The sequence below is a fragment of the Kribbella sp. NPDC054772 genome (genome assembly GCF_053611945.1).
On record NZ_JBSHBJ010000011.1, the window covers coordinates 1 to 17,152 of the forward strand.

General features: G+C 67.8%; 27 protein-coding genes. 18 read left to right on the forward strand and 9 right to left on the reverse strand.

Going from position 1 to position 17,152, the window contains the following annotated elements; translation table 11 throughout:
- Positions 1-186: 186 nt before the first annotated feature.
- Positions 187-963, forward strand: coding sequence for a phytanoyl-CoA dioxygenase family protein (locus tag ACWGID_RS19175; RefSeq protein ID WP_452198258.1), 777 nt, complete (start codon positions 187-189; stop codon positions 961-963).
- Between the two features lie 45 nt (positions 964-1,008).
- Here the strand turns inward: ACWGID_RS19175 and ACWGID_RS19180 are convergent, their stop codons facing one another.
- Genes ACWGID_RS19180 through ACWGID_RS19190 form a run of 3 tightly spaced genes read right to left on the reverse strand, consistent with a single transcriptional unit; the run spans position 1,009 to position 2,119 of the window.
- The gene (locus ACWGID_RS19180) at positions 1,009-1,581 is read right to left on the reverse strand and encodes a HEAT repeat domain-containing protein (RefSeq protein WP_452198260.1); all 573 of its coding nucleotides are present in this window, start codon (positions 1,579-1,581) and stop codon (positions 1,009-1,011) included.
- Positions 1,582-1,625: 44 nt separating this feature from the next.
- Positions 1,626-1,862, reverse strand: coding sequence for a TRIC cation channel family protein (locus ACWGID_RS19185; RefSeq protein WP_452198262.1), 237 nt, complete (start codon positions 1,860-1,862; stop codon positions 1,626-1,628).
- Positions 1,859-2,119: a trimeric intracellular cation channel family protein gene (locus ACWGID_RS19190; RefSeq protein ID WP_452198264.1), complete on the reverse strand. Its 261-nt coding sequence runs from the start codon at positions 2,117-2,119 to the stop codon at positions 1,859-1,861. Before ACWGID_RS19190 ends, ACWGID_RS19185 begins: the two co-directional genes overlap by 4 nt.
- Before the next feature lie 212 nt (positions 2,120-2,331).
- Here ACWGID_RS19190 and ACWGID_RS19195 point away from each other — a divergent pair, with 212 nt between their 5' ends.
- The 14 genes from ACWGID_RS19195 (at position 2,332) to ACWGID_RS19260 (ending at position 9,011) form a co-directional block, all read left to right on the forward strand.
- Complete coding sequence (locus ACWGID_RS19195) at positions 2,332-2,505, forward strand: CsbD family protein (RefSeq protein WP_452198266.1); 174 nt, start codon at positions 2,332-2,334, stop codon at positions 2,503-2,505.
- Between the two features lie 86 nt (positions 2,506-2,591).
- Positions 2,592-2,777, forward strand: a complete 186-nt coding sequence (locus ACWGID_RS19200; protein WP_452198268.1) for a hypothetical protein — start codon at positions 2,592-2,594, stop codon at positions 2,775-2,777.
- 18 nt (positions 2,778-2,795) lie between these two features.
- Positions 2,796-3,023 (forward strand): hypothetical protein, encoded by a 228-nt coding sequence (locus tag ACWGID_RS19205; RefSeq protein WP_452198270.1) that lies wholly within the window; start codon positions 2,796-2,798, stop codon positions 3,021-3,023.
- Positions 3,024-3,091: 68 nt separating this feature from the next.
- Complete coding sequence (locus ACWGID_RS19210; RefSeq protein ID WP_452198272.1) at positions 3,092-4,036, forward strand: hypothetical protein; 945 nt, start codon at positions 3,092-3,094, stop codon at positions 4,034-4,036.
- A 6-nt stretch (positions 4,037-4,042) separates the two neighbouring features.
- On the forward strand, positions 4,043-5,311 hold the full coding sequence (locus ACWGID_RS19215) for an SRPBCC family protein (protein ID WP_452198274.1): 1,269 nt from the start codon (positions 4,043-4,045) through the stop codon (positions 5,309-5,311).
- Between the two features lie 24 nt (positions 5,312-5,335).
- A complete protein-coding gene (gene gvpJ / locus ACWGID_RS19220; protein ID WP_452198276.1) occupies positions 5,336-5,797 on the forward strand; it encodes a gas vesicle protein GvpJ in 462 nt (153 codons plus the stop codon).
- Complete coding sequence (locus ACWGID_RS19225) at positions 5,794-6,561, forward strand: GvpL/GvpF family gas vesicle protein (RefSeq protein WP_452198278.1); 768 nt, start codon at positions 5,794-5,796, stop codon at positions 6,559-6,561. The genes gvpJ and ACWGID_RS19225 overlap by 4 nt, the downstream gene beginning before the upstream one ends.
- The gene (locus ACWGID_RS19230) at positions 6,561-6,800 is read left to right on the forward strand and encodes a gas vesicle protein GvpG (RefSeq protein WP_452198280.1); all 240 of its coding nucleotides are present in this window, start codon (positions 6,561-6,563) and stop codon (positions 6,798-6,800) included. The genes ACWGID_RS19225 and ACWGID_RS19230 overlap by 1 nt, the downstream gene beginning before the upstream one ends.
- The gene (locus tag ACWGID_RS19235) at positions 6,800-7,165 is read left to right on the forward strand and encodes a gas vesicle protein GvpO (RefSeq protein ID WP_452198282.1); all 366 of its coding nucleotides are present in this window, start codon (positions 6,800-6,802) and stop codon (positions 7,163-7,165) included. Before ACWGID_RS19230 ends, ACWGID_RS19235 begins: the two co-directional genes overlap by 1 nt.
- Before the next feature lie 10 nt (positions 7,166-7,175).
- Positions 7,176-7,508, forward strand: a complete 333-nt coding sequence (locus tag ACWGID_RS19240; RefSeq protein WP_452198283.1) for a gas vesicle protein — start codon at positions 7,176-7,178, stop codon at positions 7,506-7,508.
- Positions 7,495-8,271, forward strand: coding sequence for a GvpL/GvpF family gas vesicle protein (locus ACWGID_RS19245; protein ID WP_452198285.1), 777 nt, complete (start codon positions 7,495-7,497; stop codon positions 8,269-8,271). The genes ACWGID_RS19240 and ACWGID_RS19245 overlap by 14 nt, the downstream gene beginning before the upstream one ends.
- Positions 8,268-8,444, forward strand: coding sequence for a gas vesicle protein (locus ACWGID_RS19250; RefSeq protein ID WP_452198287.1), 177 nt, complete (start codon positions 8,268-8,270; stop codon positions 8,442-8,444). Before ACWGID_RS19245 ends, ACWGID_RS19250 begins: the two co-directional genes overlap by 4 nt.
- On the forward strand, positions 8,441-8,734 hold the full coding sequence (locus ACWGID_RS19255) for a gas vesicle protein K (RefSeq protein WP_452198288.1): 294 nt from the start codon (positions 8,441-8,443) through the stop codon (positions 8,732-8,734). Before ACWGID_RS19250 ends, ACWGID_RS19255 begins: the two co-directional genes overlap by 4 nt.
- A 49-nt stretch (positions 8,735-8,783) precedes the next feature.
- Positions 8,784-9,011: a Rho termination factor N-terminal domain-containing protein gene (locus ACWGID_RS19260; RefSeq protein ID WP_452198290.1), complete on the forward strand. Its 228-nt coding sequence runs from the start codon at positions 8,784-8,786 to the stop codon at positions 9,009-9,011.
- A gap of 442 nt (positions 9,012-9,453) precedes the next feature.
- Here ACWGID_RS19260 and ACWGID_RS19265 read toward each other — a convergent pair whose 3' ends face one another.
- Genes ACWGID_RS19265 through ACWGID_RS19275 form a run of 3 tightly spaced genes read right to left on the reverse strand, consistent with a single transcriptional unit; the run spans position 9,454 to position 12,576 of the window.
- A complete protein-coding gene (locus tag ACWGID_RS19265; RefSeq protein ID WP_452198292.1) occupies positions 9,454-10,314 on the reverse strand; it encodes a phosphotransferase enzyme family protein in 861 nt (286 codons plus the stop codon).
- Between the two features lie 11 nt (positions 10,315-10,325).
- Positions 10,326-11,552 (reverse strand): multidrug effflux MFS transporter, encoded by a 1,227-nt coding sequence (locus tag ACWGID_RS19270; RefSeq protein ID WP_452198294.1) that lies wholly within the window; start codon positions 11,550-11,552, stop codon positions 10,326-10,328.
- Between the two features lie 4 nt (positions 11,553-11,556).
- Entirely contained in the window at positions 11,557-12,576 is a 1,020-nt protein-coding gene (locus ACWGID_RS19275) for a zinc-dependent alcohol dehydrogenase family protein (RefSeq protein ID WP_452198296.1), read from the reverse strand.
- A gap of 155 nt (positions 12,577-12,731) precedes the next feature.
- Between ACWGID_RS19275 and ACWGID_RS19280 the strand changes: the two genes are divergently transcribed.
- Positions 12,732-13,595: a helix-turn-helix transcriptional regulator gene (locus tag ACWGID_RS19280; protein WP_452198297.1), complete on the forward strand. Its 864-nt coding sequence runs from the start codon at positions 12,732-12,734 to the stop codon at positions 13,593-13,595.
- Positions 13,596-13,616: 21 nt separating this feature from the next.
- On the opposite strand, the gene ACWGID_RS19285 is transcribed toward ACWGID_RS19280, so the two are convergent.
- Positions 13,617-14,372: a GAF and ANTAR domain-containing protein gene (locus ACWGID_RS19285; RefSeq protein ID WP_452198299.1), complete on the reverse strand. Its 756-nt coding sequence runs from the start codon at positions 14,370-14,372 to the stop codon at positions 13,617-13,619.
- A gap of 192 nt (positions 14,373-14,564) precedes the next feature.
- On the opposite strand from ACWGID_RS19285, the gene ACWGID_RS19290 reads away from it, so the two are divergent.
- Positions 14,565-15,278 carry an ANTAR domain-containing protein gene (locus ACWGID_RS19290; protein WP_452198301.1) on the forward strand — a complete coding sequence of 238 codons (714 nt, stop codon included), beginning with the start codon at positions 14,565-14,567 and terminating at the stop codon, positions 15,276-15,278.
- 6 nt (positions 15,279-15,284) lie between these two features.
- Here the strand turns inward: ACWGID_RS19290 and ACWGID_RS19295 are convergent, their stop codons facing one another.
- On the reverse strand, positions 15,285-16,061 hold the full coding sequence (locus ACWGID_RS19295) for a sigma-70 family RNA polymerase sigma factor (protein ID WP_452198303.1): 777 nt from the start codon (positions 16,059-16,061) through the stop codon (positions 15,285-15,287).
- A gap of 191 nt (positions 16,062-16,252) precedes the next feature.
- Between ACWGID_RS19295 and ACWGID_RS19300 the strand changes: the two genes are divergently transcribed.
- Entirely contained in the window at positions 16,253-16,501 is a 249-nt protein-coding gene (locus tag ACWGID_RS19300) for a hypothetical protein (RefSeq protein ID WP_452198305.1), read from the forward strand.
- 14 nt (positions 16,502-16,515) lie between these two features.
- Here the strand turns inward: ACWGID_RS19300 and ACWGID_RS19305 are convergent, their stop codons facing one another.
- On the reverse strand, positions 16,516-17,136 hold the full coding sequence (locus tag ACWGID_RS19305; RefSeq protein WP_452198307.1) for a methyltransferase domain-containing protein: 621 nt from the start codon (positions 17,134-17,136) through the stop codon (positions 16,516-16,518).
- Positions 17,137-17,152: the final 16 nt, after the last annotated feature.

Consider the following 17,152-nt stretch of genomic DNA (forward strand, 5'->3'; position numbering starts at 1 on the left):
GGAGACCGCTCGCGGGGGTCGGCGAGGGCCGCTCTCGGATGGACCACTCTAGACATGCATAAACCCCCCCAAGCCCCTGCCCGCGCGTGCGGGGTGGCTGGCGCCGCCCCGGGGTTCGGGGCCGCCCCCCGCTCCGGCACAGCTCTGAGAAGTCGTTTTCATCTCCCTGAAGAAAAGGACAGCGTGATGCTCGATCCCGTCGTCGACAAAGGTCAGCTCACCGAGACTGACCGCTTCATCTTCGAGTCGTGGGGGTATTTCCTGATCCCCAATGTCTTGACCAAACAAGAGGCTGCCGAGGCGTACGACGTTTCGCAGCGACTGCACCAGAGCCGCGACCGCGAGTTCGGGCAGATCGGCCGTACCTACGAAAGCGAGCCGGTTCTCGAGCGGCTGATCGATCACCCGGACGTCCTGCCGAAGGTGCAGGGTCTGCTCGGCGACCGGTTCGTGCTGCAGGCCGGCTGGAACACGATGCAGCCGGCGCACGGCGGGAACGGCGGTTGGCACCAGGACGGATCGTCCGCCTTCGACTTCAAGGAGCTGGGATACCCGGTCCCGCTGCTGCAGCTCCGCGTCTCGTACCTGCTCACCGACCAGACCGTTCCCGGTATGGGCAACATGGAACTGATTCCCGGCAGCCACCGCTCGCGAGTCGCTTTACCTGATGAGATCCGTCAGTCCAAAGGCGACATTTCGATCGGCCACGTCGTGTGCGCCGAGGCCGGGTCTGCGCTGGTGTTCCACAACGGCGTCTGGCATCGCACCTTCCGCCACGACGGCGATTACGACCGCTACACAACTCACTACGTCTACAGCCCGCCGTGGGTCCGGGCCGCCGACCGTCTCAACAACGACCCCGAGTTCCTCGAGCGCACCACGCCTCTGCGGCGCGCACTGATGGGGGAGTTCGCTCGCCCGGACGCGCCCTTCGGTGCCAACTACGACCCGCTGCCCATCTGACCGACTCCCGGGGTGCCGTCGCTGGGCGGCACCTCGGGACCAGTACTACGTGCCTTGCGCGGTGATGGCGGTGACGGTCGCCAGCGCACGCTCGCGCAGCTCGGGATCTTCCTCCGCCAACTGGCGCAACGCGGGCAGGTACGCGGGGTAGCTGCTGTAAGCAACAGCCCAGAGCGCGTGATCCCGGACTGACGGATCCGCATGCGCGAGCGCGCCGCTGATCCGGCTCGCGATCTCGGCGGTGTACTCGTCCGGCGCGCCGGCTCCGAGCCTCAGGACGGCCGTCGCCAGTTCCTTGGGGTTGTCCGCCGCGTCGAACTCTTCAACCAGCTCGTCCAGTCCCCAGACGTACTCCGTCTCGTCGAGCGTCTCGAGGAGCGCCTCCAACACCCGACTCGCCGGCGACTGCAGTACGACGTACCTGAAGCCGGACACCTGGTCCTCGAGGTAATGCAGGGTGGTCCCGTCCGCGCCGGTCCAGGTCGCGCTGTAACCGACGCCGCGATCCGGATCAGGCAGTTGCTCTCCGACAAAGTCCCACCGGAACGCCGCCGCAAGCGCCAGTACCTCCCGGCTCGACGCCGACTCCTTCAACACAACCCTGCGACTCTGCTGCACCCCCAGGACCCTAACCCGCGAACGGTCCGTCAGCGCCTCGCGCTTCAGAGCGCTGGGACGGGGGCGTGCCAGCCGCGGGTGCGGGCGAGCAATCGCCAGACGATGGCGACGGAGGCGGCGACCGTGGCGACGGCGGCGGACGGTAGGCCGAGTTCGTGACCAACGACGGCGAGGGCCGCGCCGGCCGCGGCCGGGATCGCGTAGAGCTCGCCCGGACCGAAGACCGCGGGGACACGCAGCGCGACGACATCGCGGAGGACTCCGCCGCCGACCGCGGTCACGATGCCGAGCGCGATGGCAGGCAGGGGACCGAGCCCGTACTCCAGTGCCTTGAGCGCCCCGGCGACGCAGAACAGGCCCAGCCCGAAGGCATCGCCCCGATCAGTACGTCGCGGATCCAGCCGCCACCCAGTGCGGTCAGCGAGGCCAGCGCCACCAGGCCGACGATGTCCAGCCTCCGACGTACGGCGAGCAACGCACCGGAGATCGCGAACACGAGCACCCCGGCCAGATCCAGAACCAGCAACAACGACGCCATCCGGCCAGCCTGCATCCCACGCCAACCACCGATCCGCCCCGCCCACATCGTGAGCGGGAATCCGCGACCCACAGCAGGAATCTGCGATGTGGTGCCGCGCGACGCATCAACCGCGGGGTCCTGCCGCCTCGTCTGAGTTCGGCGGTATGGATCGGCTGGGTGGGGGCACCGGGATGGTGTTGATCGTGCGCAACGCGCGAAGGGAGAGGCCAATGAATGTGAAGCGTAAGGCGAAGCATGCTGCTGAGGCGGCGAAGGGCGGGGTCAAGAAGGTGACCGGCGAGGCGACCGGCAACCGGGACCTCGAGGCCAAGGGCCGGACGGAGCAGACGAAGGCCGACCTGAAGCAGGCCGGCGAGAAGGCGAAGGACGCCGTCAAGGAATAGCGACGGCGGTTCACATCGGCGGGTGCGGCAATTCTGCCGCACCCGCCGACGCGTTTGCGGGGCTGCCGATTGTTTGAATCGATCGCTTGGCTGAACCGACGCGTAAAGCGACCGCCGATAGCCCGAAAGTAGTGCCGTTTCATGCGGTTGGCGCCGGGTACCGCGTTGGGAAGTCAATGTTCGGCTCGGGGAGAAAACGTCAGGAGGCTTTCGTGGGCATCGGTACGTCGGTATTTCTGATCGCTGACCGGGCGCCCGACATCAACGAATGAGTTGATTCTGGAGTGACCATGCCAACTACGCGTACACCGCCCGAGCCCCGCGAGCTTCTGCTGGACGCATTGCTCGACAAGGTGGCCGAGGATCGTTTTCCGTCGATCTCGATGCTCGACCTGATCGAGTCCATGCTCCGGCCGGACGAGGTCGGGGTCTATGTGCAGCTGCTGCTGCACAAGGTCCGGGACGAGACCTATCCGAGCCTGACGATTCTGCGTCGGATCAACGCCCTGACGCAATGACCTGACTCGCGCGACACCATTCTTGGAGATCACTCGAGGATGGCGTAATTACTTCCGTAGGAGAATTCATGAACACCAGCACAAAGGTGGCGGCGGCGATTGCCAGCGGCTACCTTCTCGGCCGCACCAAGAAACTCAAATTGGCGATCACCGTCGGCGGACTGCTGGCCGGGAAACGCATCGCCACCGACCCGCGGGCGATCGTGCAACAACTCGCGACGGTGGTCGAGCAGAACCCCGAGCTGGCCAAGTTGTCCGACCAGGTGCGTGGCAAGCTGGCTACCGCCGGGCGCGAGGCCGCCGTCGCGGCCGCCAGCAACCGGCTGAACCGGGTCAGCGACTCGATCCGGGACCGTACCGACCGGATGCTGTCTCCTGCGAACTTGGACAGCAGCTCCGACGACGACGGCGACGACGGCGACGACGGCGACGACGGCGAGGACGGCGAGGCCGAGGAGCGCCCGCGGCGGCGTCGTCTGCACGGGCGTCGTGGCGGCCGATCGAACGGTCAGGCGGAGAGCCAGGACAGCGAGGACAGCGGCGACGAGGCTGGCGACGAGGCTGAGGACGACTCGTCGAGTGACGGTTCCCGTCGCTCGCGGCGTACCGGCTCGGGCGGCCGGGAGACGGCCGCGAACGGACGCGAGTCCGCGCGCAATGGGCGGGACTCCGGACGCAACGGGCGGGGCTCCGCGCGGAGCGGGCGTGAGTCCTCGCGCGCGAACGGTGGCTCGCGATCGCGCCGGGCCTCGAACTCGGGCAGCGAGTCGGGCTCGGACGGCGAGTCCGGCTCCGGCGCTCGGAGGTCGACGGCCAAGAAGCCGCCCGCGAAGAAGAGCTCCGCCCCGGCGAAGAAGGCCGCGGCCAAGAAGCCGGCGGCGAAGAAGAGCGCTGCCAAGACGTCGGCGCCGCCGCGCAAGACCGCTGCGAAGAAGACCGCCAAGAAGACGACTGCGAAGAAGACCGCGGCGAAGAAGAGCACCAGCAGGTCTTCGACCCGGGGACGTGGGTGATCGACGATGGCTGACCGATCGCGTACCGAGGTACCGAGCATGCTCCAGACGATTCTCGACGAGCTTCCGCTCGACCGCCTGAAGGAGGAGTTGCAGGACGCGCTCTCCGCGGTCGCTGAGCACGGCGTCGAAGTCGCCGGCGACAAGATCTCCGACTTGACCGAGCGGCTGACCGATGTGGCGCAGAACGGTGGCGTCGCGGGGAAGGTACTGGCCGAAGGCGGAAAGGCTGCGGCAACCGGCGGATCGCCCCTGCTCGGCGCGTTGAAGGGCGGCGTGCTGGGCGCGAAGGACAAGGCGGTCGAGGCGTTGGGCGGCGGCTCCGGCGGTGGGTCCGGGGGCGGTGGCAAGCAGAACCCGCTCAAGGCGACGACCATCATCGAGTCGATCGACGTCGGCGTACCGATCGATGTCGTCTACAACCAGTGGACGCAGTTCCAGGACTTCTCCGGCTTCATGAAGAAGGTGGAGCGAGTCGAGCAGAAGTCCGACAAGACGCTGGACTTCAAGGCGAAGATCGTGTGGTCGCACCGGACCTGGGAAGCGTCCATCCTCGAGCAGGTGCCGGAGGACAAGATCGTCTGGCGCTCGAAGGGCCAGAAGGGGCACGTCGACGGCGCGGTGACGTTCCACGAGCTGGCGCCGAACCTGACGCGCGTCCTGGTCGTTCTCGAGTACTACCCGCAAGGGCTGTTCGAGCGGGTCGGCAACATCTGGCGCGCCCAGGGCCGCCGGGCCCGCGTCGAGCTGAAGCACTTCCAGCGGCACGTGATGGTCCACGTGATCCAGCACCCCGAGGAACTCGAGGGCTGGCACGGGACGATCCATGATGGCGAGCTCGAGGAGGGCAGCGAGGAAGAGTACGACGACGAGTACGAGGACGAGGACACCCACGACGGTGAGGAGTCCGAGGACTACGGCGACGAGGACGAAGAGCCCGCCGACGAGGACGAAGAGCCCGCCGACGAAGCCGAGTCCGATGAAGACGAGTACGACGACGCCGAGGACGAGTACGACGAGGACGAGGACACCGACGAAGGTGACCAGCCCGACGACGAGTACGCGGACGACGAGGACGAGGAAGCCGACGAGGACGAGGAAGCCGACGAGGACGAGGAAGCCGACGAGGACGAAGAGCCCGCCGACGACGAGGAGTACGACGACGCCGACGAGTACGACGACGAGTACGAGGACGAAGACGAAGAGGAACTGCCCGAGGACGAGGGCGAGGACGAGTACGACGAGCCCACCCGGCTGCACCGCCGGGCCAGCTGACCGAGCGATCTGAAAGGTGGATCCATGACCGTCGCAACCACAAGTGCCCGTAGCTCTGGTGGCTATCTGCAACGGCCCGCACCGAGCGGTCTGGCGGACGTCATCGACAGCATCCTCGACAAGGGTCTGGTGATCGACGCCTACATCCGGGTCTCCCTGGTCGGCATCGAACTCCTCACCATCGACGCCCGGATCGTCGTCGCGAGCGTGGACACGTACCTGCGATTCGCGGAGGCGACGAACCGGCTGGATCTCGAGGCGAAGAGCAAGGACCTGCCGGAGGTGATCGAGGAGATGAGCGAAGGCGGCGCACAGGGGAAGACGCGTGGGCTCCTCTCCGGAGCGAAAGAAGCACTGCTCGGCTCCGACGACGATGACGACTCCGGCGGCCGGGACGGCGAGGACGAGGACCAGTACGAGGAAGAGCGGCCACGCCGGCGCCCCGCGAAGAAGGCGCCGGCTCGTCGGCGAAGGAGTGACCGGTGACGACGACGCCCAATGACCTCGACCAGGCGTGCTATCTGTACGGCATCGTGGCAGGGGATACCGTCCTACCGACGGATCTGCTCGGCGTCGCCGAGCAGGCCGTCGGGCTGGTCCGGTACGGCGAGGTTGCCGCCGTGGTGAGTTCGCTCGGGAGCGATCACTCGGTGGCCGGTCGTGCCGAACTGATGGCGCACAGCCGGGTGGTCGACGAGGTCGCTGCCCAGGGTCCGGTCGTGCCGATTCGCTTCGGTGCCGTGCTGAAGAACCGGCACGCGGTCGAGAGCGAGCTGCTCGCGCCGGGGTGCGATCGCTTCGCGGTCATGCTGGGCGAACTGTCGGGGCGCTCGCAGTTCGTCGTGCGCGCTCGGTACGACGAGGAGCGGGTCCTGGCCGAGATCGTGACAGAGAATCCGGAGATCGCCCGGCTCCGTAGCGCCTCGCGCGAGCGGCCGGAGCACTCCTCGTACAGCGAGAACCTGCGACTGGGTGAGCTGGTTTCCCGTGCTCTGGAGGTGAAGAGCGCCGAGGACGAGGAAGCGCTACTGACCCGGATCGAACGCTACGCCGCTGCTGCCAACCTCCGGGCCCCCGGTGGATCGGGCCGTGTGCTCGACGTCGCGCTGTTGATCGAGGACAGCCGGCGTGACGAGTTCGAGAGCGCGATGGAAGCGCTGGCCACCGTTGTCGCCGGCCGGATCGAGCTGACGCTCGTCGGACCGACGGCGCCGTACGACTTCGTGGAAGAAGAGCAGTCATGGGCTTGATGACGAGTCTCCTGACCCTGCCGCTGGTCCCGGTGCGCGCGACCGTTGCGATCGCGGAACAGATCCGCCGGCAGGCCGAGAGCGAGTACTACGATCCGGCGCGCATCCGCGAGCAGCTCGAGCAGATCGACGTACTCCGGCGGAACGGCGAGATCGACGAGGAAGCAGCTACCGCGCTCGAGGACGAGCTGCTCAACCGACTGCTGGTCCACAACGCCCAGCAGCGTGGGGAGTTCTGATGGCAACGCCACGCAAGACCAGTCCGCCACGACGTACGGCGGCGAACGGGTCCGAACGAAGTACGACGGACAAGGCGCCCCGCGCGTCGCAGGACAGGAAACGCACGGGGCGGCATTCGCTGCGCACTGTGGCGGTGTCGGCCGCGGCGGAGCTCGCGCAGCTGAGCGGGCAGGTGCCCGAAGGCATTGTCGCGGTGGAAAAACGGGACGACGGCTGGTGCGTGCAGGTCGAGGTGGTCGAGTCGCACCGGATCCCGGAGACAACAGACATTCTCGCGGTCTACGAGGTGAATGTGGACGACGGCGGCCAGGTGGTCAGCTATCGGCGCATGAATCGGTACGTCCGCGGGCGCATCGAGGACTGAGGGAGGCGCTATGACCGAACCGACGCTGTCCGCCCGCCGGCCGGCCATGGACCGCTACGGTCAGCCGCCCACGAGCTCGCGGCCGGACGGACTCGCCGACATCCTCGAGCGGGTCCTCGACAAAGGCATCGTGATCGCCGGCGACATCCAGGTGAACCTGCTCGACATCGAGTTGCTGACGATCAAGATTCGCCTGCTCGTCGTCTCGGCCGACAAGGCCATGGAGATGGGGATCGACTGGTGGACCCGGGATCCGATGCTGTCGGCCGGCGCGCGGGACCTGGCGGACGAGAACCGCGAGCTGCGGCAGCGGGTCGAGGAGTTGGAGGGTGACGGTGACTGACCGAGCGACCTACGTTTATGCCGTCGGCCGGCATCTCGACGAGCAGCTGATCGCGGACCTCGAAGGTGTCGGTGGTGGCCCGGTGCGGGCGATCGTGCATCGCGATCTGACGGTGCTCGTGAGCACGGTCCGGCTGGCCGAGTTCGGCGAGTCGGCGCTGCGCAGGAACCTCGAGAATCTCGACTGGGTGGAGCGAACGGCACGGCGGCACGACGAGATCGTTCGGCGGTCGGCCGCGTCCACGACAGCTCTCGCGCCGTTCCGGCTGGTCACGATCTACCGGTCGGACGCTGCAGTCTGCGACCGGATCGAGGAGCTGTACGACGACCTCGTGGTCGCGCTCGAGCGGATCGACCGGCGCGGCGAGTGGAGCGTGAAGGTCTACGACCGTCCGGTCTCGACGCCCGCATCGCCAACCGCGAGGTCGGACTCGGTGGGCGCGGGCGTTGCATACCTGGAGCGGCGCCGTACCCAGATCCAGCAGCAGCGCGAGGCGGCAGCAGACAAGGCCGTGGTCGCCGACCAGTTGTTCTGGGACCTCGTGCCGGTCGCTGCGGCGACCCGTCGGCTCGCGCCACAGGACCGACGACTGACCGGGCGGTCGGCGGCGATGATCACGAACGCGACGTTCCTCGTCGACGATCAGCGTCGTACGGAGTTCCTCGATCTGGTCGACGTACTGCGGACCAGGTACCCGTCGCTCGACATCGAGGTGAACGGGCCGTGGCCGCCGTACTCGTTCGCCGCACTGGACACGCCATGACCATGGAGGCCGTGCGGACCGAACCGAGCCTGGTGGACCTGCTCGACCGGCTGCTCGGCAAGGGCGTCGTGATTACCGGTGACGTGGTGATCTCGCTGGCCGACGTCGACCTGGTGCGTATCCAGTTGTCGGCGGTGATCCAGTCGGTACGCGAGGAGATGACGCGAGTATGACGGATCGAGCGTTGCCGCTGCCTGAGCGCATCGAAGCCGACGCCGACACCGTCGAGCGCGAGTTGCTCAAGCTGGTGCTGACGATCGTCGAGTTGGTCCGTCAGGTGATGGAACGCCAAGCGCTGCGGCGGATCGACCAGGGCGACCTGAGCGCGGCACAGACCGAGGCGCTCGGGCTGAGCCTGATGCGCCTGGACGAGGCGATGACGACCCTGCGGGAACGATTCGACCTGAGCCCGGCCGACCTCAACATCGACCTCGGACCGCTCGGGTCGCTGCTAGCCGAATAGCAGGTGAGGGATGGGGCTTTTGACGGGACTGGATGGAGAGGAGTGGAGCATGTCTGATCGGACGATCGGGGAGCAGGCAGGGGACAAGCTGGAGGACAGCGTGCGGCACGCCGTGGCCGGCGCGATGGACCTCGCGGCCCGGGCGGGCGTCGGTTCTGGGAGCCCGGACAGTGGGAAGACCAAGTCCGAGCTGTACGCCGACGCGAAACGCCTTGGAATCAAAGGCAGGTCGAAGATGACCAAGGCCGAACTACTGAAGGCTGTACGCCGGGTCTGACGTGACTGTGGAAGGTGACGTGTACTGGCGTCGCGCGCGCCGACGAGGTGGGTCGGCGCGCACGAGCGCGAGGTGTCCGCCTGGCGGTGTCGGGCAGCGGCACAGACCGATGGCGGCATGTGCACGGCTCAGTGGGGGGTAGAGGTCGCGCGGCCAGGCTCTCTCGATCAACTGCCCGGTGGAGGAGACCGCCAGGCGGGACCATCCCACAGTAGATGCCCTCGCGCGCCCGCCAACCCCATCACCCGAAACCGACCGCTGAGCGGACAAGGCGCTGGATTAATTGCCCGCCGCAAGCAACCCTCCGCCGAGGCGGGAGAAATGCCGCGACCCCCGGGACGGCTGTGTGGGGGGCCAGTCAACCGGGGGTCGCTCGACTGCGTGGTGCCCGATTGTGACGCTTCGTAATCCCGGTGGTCCCTACCTGAGTGTCGGCTGAGTTTCAGAGGGCGCAGTACGGGCGGGCCAGGTCCAGGTCGGCGTCGACTCTGCGGAGGCCGGCGAAGCCCCACGTGTTGATTCCCTCCAGGTCGACCTCCTCACAGAGGCGTACTGCGAGGTCGCGCAGCGAGCGTGCGAGCCGGGCGTACTCGAGGTGGGTCAGGTCGAGACCCTCCGCGCCGTACGCCTGGAGAAAGCGAACGGTGTCGGGCTCGCACAAGGCGGCGAACAGATCGTGCTCACGCGGTGCCAGCATCGTGTGACCCCAGTCGAGCAGGGCTGCGACGCGACCGTCACGGTCGATGAGGACGTTGTGCGGGAACAGGTCGTGATGGCACACGACGTGCGGTACGTCGGTCGCGCGTGCCCGCTCGATCACCGCCTCGAGCCGGTCGACGCAGGCCATGAGTTCGTCGCTGCGATCGCCCAGCCAAGGGTGGTCGCGCCGGTCGCGCAGTGCCTCGATGCACCACTCGTCGACAGCGGTCCGCGGCAGGACGAGGTCTGCGATGTCGTGTACGGCGCGCATCGCCCGAGCAATCGCTTCGGTGTCGTCGCGCGTCGCCTGGCGGCCCTCGACGTACGGGAACAAGGCGTAGCGCCGGCCGAGGTGCTCACCGGTGTACGAGCCGTCGAGCGCCCGCTGCGCAGCCGGGACCGGTACGCCGCGAGCCGCCAACTCACCCGTGAGCGCCAGCGCCGCATCACTGTCCGGCTCCTGACGCCACAACTTCACAAACCAGCGCCCGTCCGTGAACGCATCCGCCTCGAACCCACCCACACGCGCCCGGAACTCGCCCACGTCCACCCCGAACGCATCGCAAACCTGACCAGGCGTCGGCGGTAGCGCTTCACCCCACATGGCCCAGCACACTACCGAGGACCAGCAGAGCCAACGAGCGCTTTTCGAGCTCTGGTGGCTCCGAGCAGACCGGCCAGGGAAACGACCGCGCCGGTGGTGATGAGGGCGGCCATTGGTACGGCGGTGCGGGCGCCGCCGAGGCCGGCGATCGGCGCGATGGTCCCTGCCGCGACCCATTGAACGAAGCCCTGCAGGGCCGAGCCGGTGCCGGGATGATCGGGTACGGTGGCCGACGCGAGCGCGCCGCCGTTCGGGATCATCAGGCCTTGGGCGGTCATGAGGACGAAGAAGCACACGAGCGCGAGGAGCAGCGGCGTACCGAACCACAGGGCGCCGATCAGTAAGGCGATGCCCGCGGCGAGTGCGGCGATCTGCCCGGTCAGGATGAGCTTGCGGGTGGAGACCCGCCCGGCGAGCCGCGCCGCGATCAGCGCTGCGGCTGTCATGCCGCAGGCGTTGACCGCGAAGTCGATGGAGTAGGCGATCGGCGAGAGCCCGTTCATCGTCTGCAGCACGAACGCGGAGGTCGCGACGTACGCGAACAGCGCACCCATCGCGGCGCCGGCGACGACGAGGTAGCCGACATACTCCCGGTTGCCCAGAACGGTGCGACCGGCAACCAAGAAGTTGCGAAGGCCGCCGGCGTGACGGCGCTCGCGCGGGAGTGTTTCAGGTACCGCGAGCACGGTCGCAAACGTCATCGCGACGCCGAGCACCGCAACGAGCCAGAACGAGACCCGCCAGTGCGACAGTTGCAGGATGAGCCCGCCGAGGAGCGGGCCGACGATCGGTGCGAGGCCGCCGACGCCGGCGATGACGTTCAGCACGCGGACGAGCTGAGCGCCCGTAGCCACGTCGACGATCACTGCCCGCCCGATGACCATCGCCCAGCCGCCCGCGAAGCCCTGGACGAACCGGGCGACGGTCATCACCGCGATCGTCGGTGCGAGCGCGCAGACGACCGAGGTCACAGTCATTAGCGCGAGCGCCGCGAGGAGCGGGACGCGCCGGCCGCGCTGGTCCGAGACCGGTCCGCCGATCAGCTGGCCGAGCGCCATCCCGACGAAGAACGTCGTGAGCGTCAGCTGAACCTGCGTCGCGGTGGTGGACAGGTCCCCGGCGACCCGAGGGAACGCAGGGACGTACATGTCGGTGGCCAGGGGAGCGATCGCGGTCAGGAACACCACGGTCGCAACCAGCCCGGCCGTCAGCCGGGCTTGGCGAGGTGACTTCAGCACGGGATCAGACGGTGAGGAGGACCTTGGTGGCGGTTCGCTGGTCCATGGCCTCGTAGCCCTCGGCTGCGCGGTCCAGGGGGAGGACGAGGTCGAAGACCTTGCCGGGGTTGATCTTGCGGTCCCAGATGAGCTGGATCAGTTCGGGCAGGTACTGGCGCACCGGTGCCGGGCCGCCGTGGAGATGGACGCCCGCCATGAACAGCTCGTCACCCGGGATGGCGACATCGTGGGCAACGCCAACGAATCCGACGTGGCCTCCCGGACGGGTGGAACGGATCGCCTGCATCATGGCTTCCTGGGTGCCGACGGCCTCGATGACCGAGTGCGCCCCGAGCCCGCCGGTGAGCTCCTTGACCCGGGCCACACCCTCGTCTCCTCGTTCTTCGACGATGTCGGTGGCGCCGAACTCCGTGGCCAGGGCCTGCCGGTCGGCGTGGCGGCTGAAGGCGATGATCCGCTCGGCGCCGAGCTGCTTCGCGGCCAGGATCCCCAGCAGGCCGACGGCGCCGTCACCGACGACCGCGACGGTCTTGCCCGGGCCGGCCTCGGCGGCCACGGCGGCGAACCAGCCGGTGCCGAGGACGTCGGACGCCGCCAGCAGCGATGGGATCAGGTCTGGGTCGGGCATTGCGGGGGTGGCGACCAGGGTGCCGTCGGCCAGCGGGATGCGGGCCAGTTCGGACTGCGTACCCAGGGTGCCCATCAAGACGCGGTGCACACAGTAGGCCTGGTACCCGGCCTGGCAGATCTCACAGGTGTTGTCGGAGGCCCAGAACGAGCCGACGACGAAGTCACCGACCTTGATGGTGCGCACCTCGTCGCCGATCTCCTCGACGACGCCGACGTACTCGTGTCCCATCACCTGGTGGTCGACGGGCTCGGCGCCGCGGTACGGCCACAGGTCGCTGCCGCAGATGCAGGTCGCCGACACGCGGATGATCGCGTCGGTCGGCTCGATGATCTTCGGGTCCTCGCGGTTCTCGACCTGGACGGTCCCAGGGCCGTGCATGACTACCTGACGCATTGCGTGCTTCTCCTCATGATCGAGACCCGCCGAACGGGGGCCACGCTCCGAGTCAACGCCCCGGCGCGTGGCGGGAGAAGTCACTGTCGATGGGTGTACTGCCAGGGCACCCTTCAGCGTCGGTACGCCGTCATTGGTCGTCTACTGTCGATGGTGTGGACAACCGGCAAGAGGTGCGCGAGTTCCTCACCACTCGGCGCGCCCGCATCACCCCGGATCAGGCCGGTCTCCCGGTCACCGGCGCCCGCCGCGTGCCCGGCCTGCGTCGCAGCGAGGTCGCGACTATCGCCGGGCTGAGCGTCGAGTACTACGCGCGGCTCGAACGCGGGCAGATCGCCGGCGCCTCCACCGGCGTACTCGAGGCGCTCGCCCGAGCACTCCAACTCGACGAGACTGAACGAGCGCACCTGTTCGACCTCGCCCGCGCCGCCGACGGGATACCGACCTCGGGCCGGCCGCGCCGCCGTACGCCGGGCAAGGCGGTCGCGCGGCTCAGCCTGCAATGGGCACTCGACGCGATCAAGGACGGCGTCGCGATCGTCCGCGACCCGCACCAGAACCTTCTCGCCACCAACGCCCTGGGCCGCGCCTTCTACTCACCGGTCATCGGAGACGGCGGCCGGGTCCCGAACCTGGCCCGGTTCCAGTTCCTCGATCCCGCCTCGCGCGACTTCTACCCGGACTGGGACCTGTTCGCCCAGATGTGCGTCGGCATCATGCGTGCCGAGGCCGGCCGCGACCCGCACGACAGCGGTCTCCAGGACCTCGTGGGGGAGTTGTCCACCCGCAGCGAGACGTTCCGTCAGCTCTGGGCAGACCACAACGTCCGCACCCATGGAACCGGCACCAAGCGGTTCAACCACCCCGTCGTCGGCGAACTCAACCTCGCGTACGAAGAACTCGCGATCACCGCCGAACCAGGCCTGATCCTGCTCGTCTACACCGCGGAGCCGCAGTCACCATCCGCCGAACGGCTCCAACTGCTCGCCGCGTGGGCAACCCCGGCGATCAAGAGCTGAAGGCTGATCCGCAGGCGCGAACTACTCGAACTGCTTCTCCGTACTGCGGACCAGTTCGTCGGCGACGTCGCGGAGTTTGCGGTTGGACTGCTGACTGATCCGGGCCAAGACGGCGAACGCACGGTTGCCGGAGACCTTGTAGCGCTCCATCGTGATGCCGATGGCACGGCCGATGAGGTCGCGGGTGTCGATCGCCTGCTCGAGTTGGTCCTGGCGCTGCGCGTCGGCGTACGCGACGGCGGCGTGCGCGGCGACGAGGAGGCCGACATGTTCGGATTCGTCGGTGAACGCTCCGGGCCGGCTGCTGTAGAGATTCAAGGCGCCGAGGTTGTCCGCCTCGACGTACAGCTGGAGCGAGAGCATGCTGCGGATGCCCGCGTCGGCGGTTCGTTCCGCGAACTTCGGCCAGCGCTGCTCGGTGAGCGTGTCGTCAACACGGACGGTCTTGTGCTCCCAGGCCGCGTCCAGGCACGGCCCTTGGCCGGTTTCCTGCATGAACAGGTCGACGCGACGGGCAAGATCGCTGGACGCCGCCTTGTGCTCGATCTGCTCTCGCGCGACGAAATCGGCAATCGATCCGTGTTCGGCTCCCGGAACCATGTGCACCGCGGCGACGACGGCTTCGGCCAGCAGTGCACCGGAGTCGTCGGTCTCCTGCAGAGTGCGCGCGACCTGGCCCAGCTGGACCGCGAGTGCGTCCTGTCCTTCCATCGTTCCGGTGTCCTGTGGCGACGGTTGGCCCCGATCCGACTGGTCCGGACTGGTCTTGTCCGACATGACGGGTACACCTCCTCACCGTGTTTGGTGCCCAAAACTGCGGGGATCACGCCCGCGTGCGCGCCGTCCCTGCTGTCCGGGCCGCCGGGTTTGGTTCAGTCGATGGGACGGTAGGATCGTCGATGACTCAGATTCTTGGAGTCGAAGGGGCTCAGGCATCGGGCCGCATGTAACCCATCGTGGGAGTGTGGCATGCCTGCAGAGTTCACTGCCGGTGCCTTCGCGGAGATCGCGGGCTACCTGGCGCAGCTGACGAGCCCGACCGAGGTCGCGGCGGCTGCAACCACTATCGGGCCGGATCTGCTCCCCGGGTACGCCGTCAGCGTGATGGCGCGGCGGGGACCAACTCTCGAACCGATGGCTGCGAGTAGCACCGCAATGACAGCAGCAGACCTCGCCCAGGTGGAGTTCGACGAAGGGCCCGCTCTCGACACGGTCCGAGACACGACGCCGGAGGTGTGTCTCGACCTTGTTCGGACTGACCTCTGGCCTCAATGGCGTCCGGTCGCCGGCGAGCTGGGTTGGCGCAGTTGGGCCAGTTTCTGCCTCCTCGACCGCCGACGCCGGTCCCTGGGCGTCCTGGCCGTGGCTCACTCCGAGTGTCAGCCGCTGGATGCGCAGTCGGCGTACCACCTGAGGGTGTTCGCCGCACACATCGCCGTCGCGCTGGACACCTTGCGCTCGGAGGAGAACCTTCATGAGGCAGTGCAGGCCCAGCAACGGGTCGGTCAGGCCTCCGGGATCCTGATGGAGAGGTACGAGCTGACCGCGGATCAAGCGTTCTCGGTCCTGCGTCGCTACTCGCAGGACCAGAACCGCAAGCTGCGGGACGTCGCGGCCGAACTGCTCAGCACCCGCGAACTCCCACCGGCACCCGAGACAACCACATCGACCCCCACCGGGTAGGGAAGGTCAGGCGGAAAGGGCGAGCTGTAGGCGGCCGATGATCGCGTGCAGGAGCCGGGACACCTGCATCTGGCTGACGCCGATCTCAGCGCCGATCTCCGCCTGGGTGTGGTGGTCGACGAACCGCCTGCGCAGGATCAGCTGATCCCGCTCGGGCAACCCGTCGACGATCGGTCGGAGAGAGTGGACCTGGTCGACCAGCTCGTAGGTGTCGCGTGGATCGGCGATCTCCTGAGTGACCGGACCGCTGCCGGATACCCGGTCGACATCCAGCGAGGTGGGTTGAAAACAGCCACGGGCCTGTTCGGCTTCGGTGATCTCGGCGATGTCGATACCGGTCGCGTCGGCGAGTTCGGCGTACGTCGGCCAGTGGCCCAGGTCGCCGGCCAATGTGGTTTGGACGGCGTTGACTCGCGCTTGGACTTCCTGGAGACGCCGCGGGAGTTTGATCGCCCAGGCGTGGTCGCGGAAGTGGTGCCGGATGCCGCCGCGAATCGTCGGCACGGCGTACGACCGGAAGTCCGAACCGGCACTCGGGCGATAGTTGCGTACGGCCCGTACCAGGTGCTCGAACGCGACCTGCTCGAGGTCCTCGGGGTCGACGCCGCGGCCTCGGTACCGGCTGGCGACGGTGCGCGCGAGGGGTACGCCGGCGACGATCGCCTGGTCGAGGAGTTCGGTACGCCGGTGTCCGCGCGCGGCGTGGGCTGCTCTGAGGAGTTTCTCCAGCCTGGAGGACTCTGAGCGGCGCGACGAGATCGTGGCTGGGGTGTTCGATGCCATGACGGGGTCGTCCTACCTGTCGCAGTCCTGGTCGAATACGGCAGGTGGTTGAACCGCGACCGGGACCTTCCCCAAGTACCCAGCCCCCGACACGAAGAATCCTCACGCGGCCCGGTGGTTTTGGCGCGGCCGACACGGGCACCGTGACGTTGCGCTGCTGGACCTCGCGTCGTAGACGAAAGGAGTGTCGCGTGTCGCGCAGAAACGGATCCCTACCGGTGCCGGACTTCGAAGTGGTGCCGCCCGCTTCGCTGGCGTCGCGGATGGGTGGGCTTGATATCGAGCAGGTGGAGCAGCTGATCGGATACGAGCGCATCCACGGCGAGCGAGGTCGAAGCCTCGACCTGCTCGAGCGACGACGCGACCAGATCCGGGCGGATGAGGACCGGTCCGCGGAGGTCGACGTACACAACCCCGACTTCGATCCCGGCCAAAACTGAAGCGGGTACACGGGTCAAGCTCGGATGGTCCAGAGGAGGGTGTGGCCGCCGTCGCCTTCGGGGACGAATTCCTCTCGCTCCACCTGGAGACCGGCGTGCTCGATCCAGGTTCGGGTCGTGGATACGTCGGCCTGGCTCCACCACATCGGGGCGTCACCACCGAGCCAGTTCTCCTCGGCTCCGGTCCAGGCGGTGGCGCCGACAGTTGCGACGAAGAGACCGCCCGGGCGTAGCCACTCCGCCACGCGCTGGAGGAGCACCTCCTGCTCGTCGAGCGGAACGTGGATGAGTGCATAGAACGACAGCACCGCATCAAAGGACGCCGCCGGGAAGTTCAGCTTGGTCGCGTCAGCCTGGATGAAGGTGGCCGCCGGGACCCGAGCTCTCGCCCGGCTGACCTGCACTTCGCTGATATCGACCCCGGTTACCTCGTGACCAGCCTCAGCCAGGACAAGCGCTACCGGCACACCCGACCCGCAGCCCAGATCGAGCACCCGGCCGCGCCTGGGCAGCCGAGTGAGGATCTCCTCCAACCAGTCGCCGTACTTCGTCTCGCTGCCGTACGCCTCGTCGTACCGAACGGACACCGCGTCATAGCCGCGCCGCACCACATCCTTGGCCGCTTCGTTGTCCACAAGAACGAGGCTAACC